Source organism: Pseudomonas sp. NBRC 111139 (genome assembly GCF_001753955.1).
In the GTDB taxonomy this organism is placed as follows: domain Bacteria; phylum Pseudomonadota; class Gammaproteobacteria; order Pseudomonadales; family Pseudomonadaceae; genus Aquipseudomonas; species Aquipseudomonas alloputida.
This window is the reverse complement of sequence record NZ_BCBP01000076.1, coordinates 22082-31493: the sequence shown is the minus strand read 5'-3', so window position 1 is coordinate 31493 and position 9412 is coordinate 22082. Positions and strand designations below refer to the sequence as shown.

Sequence of the window (9412 nt, the reverse complement as noted above, 5' to 3'; positions counted from 1 at the left end):
CTGGCCATTGGTATTGCCGCCCGCTCCGACGAACACCTGCGCCTGCTGCAGCTGTTGACCCGGGCGCTGGGCGAGACCGACCTGGCCGAAGCCTTGCGCCGGGCCAGCTCTGCCGAAGCGCTGCTCAAGCTGCTGCAGGGCGCGCCCCAGGCGCTGGCGCTGGATGCGCAGCTGGTCGGCCTGAACGTGCCGGCAGAAGACTTCGACGAACTGGCCTGGCGCGGTGCCCGCCTGCTGCAACGTGCCGACTGTGTCGACAGTGGCTTTGCCGCCGTGCTGCAGCAAGCCGAGCCGCTGCCGCTGGGTGAGGGCCTGTGGTGGCTGCACAGCGAGCGCCAGGTTCGTCAGCCGGGTCTCGCCTTCATCACCCCGCAGCAGCCGCTGCGTTACCGCGACCAACCGCTCAACGGTCTGTTCTGCCTGGCCAGCCTTGGCGCCGCTCACGAGGCCCTGCTCGAGCGTCTGTGCGAAGTGTTGATCGAAGGCCGCGGGCAGATGCTCTACCAGGCCACCAGCAGCCGTGCGGTACTGGAAGTGTTGGGCGGTGAAGCGCCGGCGGACTGGCCTAGCGCACGTGTCGTGCTGGCCAATCCACATGGCTTGCATGCGCGACCGGCCAAGGTGCTTGCACAACTGGCCAAAGGCTTTGAAGGGGAAATCCGTATGCGCCTGGTCGATAGCGCGCAGCCAGCCGTATCGGTGAAGAGCCTGAGCAAGCTGCTCAGCCTCGGCGCACGCCGTGGTCAGGCACTGGAACTGGTCGCCGAACCGAGCATCGCTGCCGATGCCTTGCCGGTGCTGCTGGCAGCTATCGAACAAGGCTTGGGTGAAGAGGTGGAACCGCTACCGCAGAGCGTCGCGCCCATTGCCGATGACGTACCCGAAGTACTGCAAGCGCCAGCGGCCGGCAGCCGTATCCAGGGTGTGGGCGCCGCCCCCGGCATTGCCAGCGGCCCGGCGCATGTCTGTGTCGAGCGTGAGTTCGACTATCCCTTGCGGGGTGAATCGTGCGCCCTGGAGCGGCAGAAACTGCGCGAAGCCGTGGCTACCGTCAATGGCGAACTGCAGGCTTTGGTCCTGCGCAGCGACAAGGCTATTGGCGAAATTTTCGTCACCCACCAGGAAATGCTTGCCGACCCGGCCCTGAGCGACGACGTCGAACAGCGCCTGGCCCAGGGCGAAAGCGCTGCGGCCGCGTGGATGGCCGTGATCGAAGCTGCGGCCCGTCAGCAAGAGGCGTTGCACGATGCGCTGCTCGCCGAGCGCGCCGCCGACCTGCGCGATATTGGCCGCCGCGTGCTGGCGCAGTTGTGTGGTGTGCAGGCGCAGGCTGAACCCGAGCAACCCTATGTGCTGGTGATGACCGAAGTCGGTCCATCCGATGTTGCCCGCCTGGACCCCAACCGGGTTGCCGGCATTGTCACCGCCCAGGGCGGCGCCACGGCCCACAGTGCCATCGTCGCCCGTGCGTTGGGCATACCAGCAGTGGTCGGCGCGGGTGCATCGATACTGCTGTTGGAGAGTGGTACGCCGCTGCTGCTCGATGGCCAGCGTGGTGTGGTCAGCGTCGCACCGCCAGCGGATGAACTGCAGCGGGCGCTGGCCGAGCGTGACCTGCGCGAGCAACGCCTGCAGGCCGCCTGGGCCAACCGCTTCGAGCCGGCTATCACCCTTGATGGGCATGCCGTCGAGGTGTTTGCCAACATCGGCGATAGCAACGGCATCGCCAAGGTGGTGGAGCAGGGCGCCGAAGGTGTCGGCCTGCTGCGCACTGAACTGATTTTCATGGCCCACCCTCAAGCGCCGGATGTGGCTACCCAGGAAGCCGAGTACCGCCGCGTGCTCGATGGCCTCGATGGGCGCCCGCTGGTGGTGCGCACCCTGGATGTTGGCGGCGACAAACCGTTGCCTTACTGGCCGATCGCTGCCGAGGAAAATCCCTTCCTCGGCGTGCGCGGCGTGCGTTTGACCCTGCAGCGCCCGCAAGTGATGGAAGATCAGTTGCGCGCGTTGCTGCGGGCCGCCGACCAGCGCCCGTTGCGTATCATGTTCCCGATGGTTGGCCAGGTGCACGAGTGGCGTGAGGCTCGGGCCATGGTAGAGCGCCTGCGTGCAGAAATCCCGGTAGCCGACCTGCAACTGGGCATTATGGTCGAGGTGCCTTCAGCGGCCCTGCTGGCAGCGCAATTGGCGCGCGAGGTGGACTTCTTCAGCATCGGCACCAACGACCTGACTCAATACACCTTGGCCATCGACCGTGGCCACCCCAGCCTCTCGGCACAGGCCGATGGCCTGCACCCGGCGGTATTGAGCCTGATCGACATGACCGTGCGCGCCGCCCATGCCCACGGCAAGTGGGTGGGCGTGTGTGGCGAGCTGGCGGCCGACCCGCAGGCGGTGGCCGTGCTGCTGGGGCTGGACGTGGACGAACTCAGCGTCTCCGCGCGCAGCATCGCCGAAGTCAAGGCACTGGTTCGCCAGGCCGATCATCAGACAGCCCGCGCCCTGGCGCGCGAGGCCCTGCAACAGGACAGCGCCGCAGCAGTTCGCGCGCTGGTGGAGCGTTACTGAATGGCCAAGATCCTCACTCTTACCCTGAACCCTGCGCTGGATATCACCATCGGCCTGGACACTCTGCGCCCAGGGCAGGTCAACCGTAGCCAGGCGCAGCACAGTCACGCCGCAGGCAAGGGGCTGAACGTTGCCCAGGTACTGGCCGACCTGGGGCACAGCGTAACCGTGGGCGGTTTCCTCGGGCGCGACAATCTGCAGCCCTTCGAGGCGCTGATCGACGGCCGCGGTTTTACCGACTGCTTTGTCCGTGTGTCGGGCGAAACCCGCAGCAATATCAAGCTGGTCGAGGCCGATGGCCGCGTGACCGACATCAACGGGCAGGGCCCGGAGGTCGACGAGGCGGCACGCAGTGCCTTGCTGCACAGGCTGGAACAGATTGCCCCCGGTCACGATGCCGTGGTGGTGGCCGGTAGCCTGCCGCGTGGAATCAGTGCCGACTGGTTCCGCCAGTTGCTCGAACGGTTGAAGGCCCAAGGCCTCAAGGTAGTCCTGGACAGCAGTGGTGAAGCCCTGCGTGTCGGCTTGCAAAGCGCGCCCTGGTTGGTCAAGCCCAATACCGACGAACTGGGCGAAGTGCTGGGCCTGGCTGTGGATAACCTGGCGCAACAGCGCGCCGCCGCCAAGCGCCTGCTGGACAGTGGCGTTGAACACGTGGTGGTGTCTGCGGGCGAGCAGGGCGTCACTTGGTTCAGGCGCGATCTGGCCCTGCAGGCCCGCCCACCCAAGGTGCGGGTGGCCAGCACGGTGGGGGCGGGGGATTCGCTGGTGGCCGGCATGGTCCACGGCCTGCTGCTGGCCGAGGCACCTGCACAGACGTTGACCCGGGCCACTGCCATCGCCGCCCAGGCCGTTACCCAGGTTGGCTTCGGCATCCATGACCGCGAGCACCTGGCGCAGTTGGAAGCGGCCGTGCAACTGACAGAACAACAAGAGGGTTGCCGATGAACATTGCCATAGTCACCGCCTGCCCCAACGGCCAGGTATCGAGTGTACTGAGCGCACGCTTGCTGTCCGCCGCTGCTCAGCGGCGCGGCTGGAGCACCAGCGTCGAAGTGCAGAATACTGAACACCCCGAGCGGCAACTGAGCGCCGCACAGATCGCCGAGGCTGACTGGGTGCTTGTGGTCAGCACCGGGCCGGTGGACCTGGCCCGCTTCGTCGGCAAGCGCCTTTACCAAAGCACGCCGTCCCAGGCGCTGGCTGATCGCGAAGGCTTTCTCGACGAAGCGGCGGCCAACGCCGAACTGCTGGCCGCGGTGACAGGCACCCCCGCCGCAGTTGGCAGTGCTGGCGCCCGCATCGTTGCCGTCACGGCATGCCCGACCGGCGTAGCCCATACCTTCATGGCCGCTGAAGCCTTGCAGCAAGCCGCACAACAACTGGGCTACCAGCTTACCGTCGAGACCCAGGGCTCGGTCGGTGCGCGCAACCCCTTGTCCGCTGACGCCATCGCAGCGGCCGACGTGGTGCTGCTGGCCGCCGACATTGAAGTACCCACTGCACGTTTCGCCGGTAAACGTATTTACCGTTGTGGTACCGGCATTGCCCTCAAGCAGGCCCGCGCTACCCTGGACAAAGCCTTGGCGCAGGCCACGGTGGAAAACGCTGCCGACGCTGCAGCAGCGACCACGCCGGCCAAGGGCGAGAAAACCGGCGTGTACAAGCACTTGCTGACCGGTGTGTCGTTCATGCTGCCGATGGTGGTGGCCGGCGGTCTGCTGATTGCCCTGTCGTTCGTGTTCGGTATCGAGGCCTACAAAGAGGCGGGCACCTTGCCGGCGGCGTTGATGCAGATTGGCGGTGAAGCCGCCTTCAAACTGATGGTTCCGCTACTGGCAGGCTATATCGCCTGGTCCATCGCCGACCGCCCCGGGCTGGCCCCGGGCATGATTGGCGGCCTGTTGGCCAGCACCTTGGGGGCCGGCTTTATCGGTGGCATCGTCGCCGGTTTCCTCGCCGGTTACAGTGCCAAGGCCATTGCCCGATGGGCGCGCTTGCCCAGCAGCCTGGAGGCGCTCAAGCCGATCCTTATCATTCCATTGCTGGCCAGTCTGTTCACCGGGCTGGTGATGATCTACGTGGTCGGCCAGCCGGTAGCGGCGATGCTCGAAGGCCTGACGCACTTCCTCGACAGCATGGGCACCACCAATGCCATCCTGCTGGGGCTGTTGCTGGGCGGCATGATGTGCGTCGACCTTGGCGGGCCGATCAACAAGGCCGCCTATGCGTTCTCGGTGGGGCTGCTGGCCTCATCGAGCTACGCGCCAATGGCGGCGACCATGGCCGCCGGCATGGTGCCGCCGATTGGCTTGGGTATTGCCACCTTCCTGGCCAGGCGCAAGTTCGCCCAGAGCGAGCGCGAGGCGGGCAAGGCGGCGCTGGCGCTGGGGCTGTGCTTCATCTCCGAGGGGGCGATTCCGTTTGCCGCCAAGGACCCTTTACGGGTGATTCCGGCCAGTATCGCCGGTGGTGCGTTGACCGGGGCGTTGTCGATGTATTTTGGCTGCAAGCTGATGGCGCCGCATGGCGGCTTGTTCGTGTTGTTGATCCCCAACGCGATCAACCATGCGTTGCTGTATTTGCTGGCGATTGTGGCGGGTAGCCTGGTGACAGCGGTGGTGTATGCGGTTATCAAGAAGAGCGAGGGTGTGGAGTTGGCCGTGGCGCCTGCTAAAAGTGTATGAGCAGACCTCGTTCTGTGGGAGCGGCCTTGTGTCGCGAAAGGGCCGCGAAGCGGCCCCGGCATTGTTTGCATCGACGCTGAAATCCCGGGGCTGCTGTGCAGCCCTTTCGCGACGCAAGGCCGCTCCCACACGGATCGCGCCAGCTTTCAGAAATTGAGCAAGACAGTTGCTCCCACAGAGCCCGTGTTGGCCTTTCAACGGCGATGCTTCTGCCGCAACGGCACCAGTAGATCACCCAGCCCGTTGTGATCGATCTCATGCATCAACGCCAGCAACCCGCCCAGTTCCCCTGCCGGGAAGCCCTTGCGCGCAAACCACGCCAGGTAGTCCCCGGGCAGGTCGGCAATGATCCTGCCCTGGTACTTGCCGAACGGCATGCTGCGGGTCACCAGTAGTTCGAGGGTTTCCGGCTTCATCTTCGCGCACCTGGCTGTGGAAAGGCGCCGACCATACTGCAATCTGCACGAAGCCCCAAGCGGCAATCATGCAGAACGCCGTAAACAGTAGTCTCCCATCAAGCTATAAGTTATTGAATAATAAAGTGTTTGCGTTTTTTAAAAGCGTGGCACGAACACTGCAATTCTCTAGAGGACTATCACCTGCCAAGGAGTTCGACCATGAGCAACCCCAACAAAGACGTGATCGACGTACTCAACGACCTGATCGAGTACAGCAAGGATGGCGAGAAAGGTTTCAAGGCCTCGGCCGATGATGTAAAGAACCCCGAACTGAAAGCGTTCTTCGTCCAGCGTGCGGGCGAGTGCGCCAACGCTGCCAGTGAATTGCAGGGCGAAGTGCGCCGCCTGGGCGGTGATCCGGAAACCTCTACCAGCATCAGTGGCGACCTGCACCGCGGCTGGGTCAACCTCAAGTCGATGGTCACCGGCAAGGACGAAGAAGCCGTGCTGAACGAGGTGGAGCGTGGCGAGGACCACGCCCTCAAGGCCTACAAGGAAGCCCGCGAAAAGCTGGTGAAACTGGGCCGCACTGCCAGCGACATGACCTACAGCCTGGTGGAAAAGCAGCTGCAAGGCGTGCAGCGCAACCATGACCAGGTCAAGGCCCTGCGCAACGCTGCCCGCGCCCGCTCCTAATCGAGCGGGCCCTCTACCCGATTTCGGCCATTGGCCTTGGCGCGGTAGAGCGCTTCGTCCGCAGCACCCAGCACCCTGCCAAGGTCGTGCTGGGTGCCGGACAGACCGATACCGATGCTCACGGTCACTGCGTGGGCATCATCCGCAAACGGTGCCAGCGCCTCGACGCTGGCGCGGATGCGTTCAGCCAGTAGCTGGGCCCCGGCCAGATCGGTTTCCGGCAGCACTACCTGAAACTCCTCCCCACCATAGCGCGCAGCCAGGTCTGCCGGGCGACGAATGCAGGCTTCGATGGCCTTCGCCACTTCGCGCAAGGCATGGTCGCCACCGGCATGGCCATGGCGCTGGTTGAATGCCTTGAAGTGGTCCACGTCCACCATCAGTATCGCCAACGGCTTACGGCTGCGTTGGGCGCGGGCCCATTCCTGGCGCAGCACATGGTCCAGCCTGCGGCGGTTAGCCAGGCCAGTCAGGCTATCGGTGGAAGCGAGCATGGCCAGGTTTTCTTCGGCTTCGTGGCGGCGGCGCAGTTCGCGGCCAAGCAGCAACGTCAGCCACAGAATGCCCACGCACAGACCGCCGGTGGCGACGCTGACCAGAATGGCGGTGCGGCGCCAGGACTGAAACACCTCGTCGGCCGAATCCACCACCAGTACGATCAGGGGCAATTGCGCGACCCGGGCGAAGGTGAATATGCGCGGCTTGCCGCTGCTGTGGGAGCGGGCGGTGAAGTTACCGCTTTGTTCACTGAGGATGCGCTTGAAATTGGGCCGTTCGGTGTAGTAAGTGCCAATCAGCGGGTCTTGCGCGGGGGAGGGCTGGCGGACGAGCAACTGCCCGTCGGTATTGAACAGGTTGATGCTGCTGTCGTGGCCAATGTCCAGGCGCTGGAACAACTCATTGAAGTACGACAGGCGCAGCGCACCCGCTGCCAACCCGGCGAACTCGCCATTGGGGCCCGAGATGCGTCGGCTGAAACTGATACACCAGTCCAGGTCGCCAAGCTTGGCCTTGAACGGGGGGCCCACCAGCAAGCCGAGGTTGGCATTGTGCTGGTGGGCCTTGAACACCCCGGTGTCGCCGAAGTTGGCCTTGCGTGGCACGCTGCTGGTGGAGTCGCCGACGACATTGCCTTGCTTGTCCAGCCACAGCACGTCACCGCGCTTGCGGTCGACGAAGGCTTCATTGAACAGCAGGCGCTGGCGTATCGGGCCGGGGACTTCCGGCAGTTCCTTGCGCCCGACGGCCCAGATCAGGCCTTGCAGTGATTGGTCGTAGAGTTCGACGTTGCGCAGAATGTCGCTTTCGATCAGCTGGACGATGTTGTTCGACGAGCGCACCGCCGACTGCTCGACACTCTCGCGCTCGCGGGCAAGCAGGTAGCTGACGATGGCCACGATGGCGAGCACGGCAAGGCAACTGCCCAGATTGAGGATCAGCTCGGGGTGCGACCTGTAGATTGCGAAACGCGGGGATTGGGTGGGCATGCTCGCTACTGCGTGGGCAGGGCCATTCGCGGCGGCGGTATTCTAGGGAAGCAGGGATTGTCGGACAAGATTTGTCCGACGGAAGCACGGTGTACTGTTCTTTTCGAGTTGCCGTGTGCCCCTGTAGGAGCGGATTTACCCGCGAACATCGGCGAAGCCTTCTTCGCGGGTGAACCCGCTCCTACACTGGCAGCAAAAGATCAGAACACGTTCAGTGGGTAGTCGACGATGACCCGCACTTCATCGTTGTCGCTGTTGCTGTCGATCGACGCATAACCCTGGCTGCCGCGGTGGGTGGCATAACGCACCAGCACCGACAGGTCCTTGAGGTCACCTTCCTGGAACACGTATTTCACGTCCAGGTCGCGTTCCCAGTGCATGGCGTTCTTGCCATCTTCACGGTAGTAGTCGTAGTGAGTGGTGTCCTGAGTGGCCTTGGTCAGGTCAGCCTCGCCGCGCGAGTAGGACAGCGAGGTAGACAAACCAGGCACACCGACACCGGCGAAGTCATAGCCGTACTGCAGTTTCCACGAACGCTCGTTAGGCGCGTTGAAGTCCGAGTACATGCGCGAGTTGTCCAGGTACACGCTGTCGCCCAGGTTGATGTAGTCGAATGGCGTGTTGCCGTTCACTCGCTGGTAGGCGGCGGTGACGCTGTGGAAGCCTGCGTTGACGGTGAAGTGCACGCTGTAGGTGTTGTTGTCGATCTTGCCTAGCAGGGCCTGACCGGTGTCCTGGGTGTGATAGAAGTGCACGCCTGGGTTCAGGCTGACCAGGTCATTGACCACATAGGTGTAGTCGAAGTCCGCGTAGTACTGGTTCCAGATGTCCTTCAGCTCGGCGGCGTACAGGTTGGCGGTGATGTGCTCGGTACCGCTCCACGACGCGCCGGCCCAGTTCAGGTGCTTGCTCTTGTCGTGCTCGTCCAGTGACCCGTAGTAGGTGTCGATGCGGCGGTGGCCGCTCTGGTTGTACGGGTGGGTGAAGCTGACCTGGCCGCCTTCGAGCAACAGGCCATCAATGCTGGTGTTGGTCAGGCTTACACCGCGGAAAGTTTGCGGCAGCATGCGCGTTTCACCGCCGGCGATCACCGGGTTGGTGAGGAACAGGTCACCGGCTTTCAGTTCGGTGTCGAAGGCCTTGAGCTTGACCGCAGCACCGGCAGTGGAGAACGAATGCGGGGCAGCGCCCAGTTCGCCGTCGTCCTTGATGTGTTCGGGCAGGATGCTGGTGCCGGCATGGCCGCCACCGCCGTCGAGCTTCAGGCCCAGCATGGCATGAGCATCCAGGCCAAAGCCGACCACACCAGGGGTGTAGCCCGACTCGAAACGCGCTACCGCGCCCTGGCCCCACTCGCGGGTGTCGCGCACGCCGGCGTTGTGGTTGTCGCGGTTGAAGTAGGCATTACGAAAATGCAGGTTGAAGGACGAACCTTCGATGAAGCCATCAGCCTTGTCTTCATCTGCCTGGGCGGCGAAAGGGATCGTTGCAGTCAACGCAATGAAAAGCGGGGTAAAACGAAACGCGGAAGGCACCGGTACTAGCTCCTTTGGTCTGACGGTGGGGCAGTTTT

7 protein-coding genes are annotated in these 9412 nt (G+C 63.9%); 4 read left to right on the top strand and 3 right to left on the bottom strand.

Annotation, left to right across the window (positions count from 1 at the left end):
- The 3 genes from ptsP to BJQ17_RS25320 form a co-directional block, all read left to right on the top strand.
- Positions 1-2571 (top strand): phosphoenolpyruvate--protein phosphotransferase (ptsP, locus tag BJQ17_RS25330; RefSeq protein ID WP_070096810.1); only part of this gene is annotated, 2571 nt, incomplete at its 5' end.
- Complete coding sequence (gene pfkB, locus BJQ17_RS25325; protein WP_070096809.1) at positions 2572-3519, top strand: 1-phosphofructokinase; 948 nt, start codon at positions 2572-2574, stop codon at positions 3517-3519.
- Positions 3516-5258: a PTS fructose-like transporter subunit IIB gene (locus BJQ17_RS25320; protein ID WP_003247309.1), complete on the top strand. Its 1743-nt coding sequence runs from the start codon at positions 3516-3518 to the stop codon at positions 5256-5258. The genes pfkB and BJQ17_RS25320 overlap by 4 nt, the downstream gene beginning before the upstream one ends.
- 194 nt (positions 5259-5452) lie before the next feature.
- On the opposite strand, the gene BJQ17_RS25315 is transcribed toward BJQ17_RS25320, so the two are convergent.
- A complete protein-coding gene (locus tag BJQ17_RS25315) occupies positions 5453-5674 on the bottom strand; it encodes a DUF3820 family protein (RefSeq protein WP_003247308.1) in 222 nt (73 codons plus the stop codon).
- 201 nt (positions 5675-5875) lie between these two features.
- Here BJQ17_RS25315 and BJQ17_RS25310 point away from each other — a divergent pair, with 201 nt between their 5' ends.
- Complete coding sequence (locus BJQ17_RS25310; protein WP_003247307.1) at positions 5876-6352, top strand: PA2169 family four-helix-bundle protein; 477 nt, start codon at positions 5876-5878, stop codon at positions 6350-6352.
- On the opposite strand, the gene BJQ17_RS25305 is transcribed toward BJQ17_RS25310, so the two are convergent.
- Both BJQ17_RS25305 and BJQ17_RS25300 read right to left on the bottom strand, forming a co-directional pair.
- Positions 6349-7839, bottom strand: coding sequence for a sensor domain-containing diguanylate cyclase (locus BJQ17_RS25305; RefSeq protein ID WP_003247306.1), 1491 nt, complete (start codon positions 7837-7839; stop codon positions 6349-6351). The two genes, BJQ17_RS25310 and BJQ17_RS25305, sit on opposite strands and share 4 nt — an antisense overlap.
- A 200-nt stretch (positions 7840-8039) precedes the next feature.
- Positions 8040-9374 (bottom strand): OprD family porin, encoded by a 1335-nt coding sequence (locus BJQ17_RS25300; RefSeq protein ID WP_003247305.1) that lies wholly within the window; start codon positions 9372-9374, stop codon positions 8040-8042.
- Positions 9375-9412: the final 38 nt, after the last annotated feature.

Coding starts and splice junctions, on each gene's coding strand:
- pfkB (WP_070096809.1), top strand. CDS start 2,572: ATGGCCAAGATCCTCACTCTTACCCTGAACCCTGCGCTGGATATCACC.
- BJQ17_RS25305 (WP_003247306.1), bottom strand. CDS start 7,839: ATGCCCACCCAATCCCCGCGTTTCGCAATCTACAGGTCGCACCCCGAG.
- BJQ17_RS25310 (WP_003247307.1), top strand. CDS start 5,876: ATGAGCAACCCCAACAAAGACGTGATCGACGTACTCAACGACCTGATC.
- BJQ17_RS25315 (WP_003247308.1), bottom strand. CDS start 5,674: ATGAAGCCGGAAACCCTCGAACTACTGGTGACCCGCAGCATGCCGTTC.
- BJQ17_RS25320 (WP_003247309.1), top strand. CDS start 3,516: ATGAACATTGCCATAGTCACCGCCTGCCCCAACGGCCAGGTATCGAGT.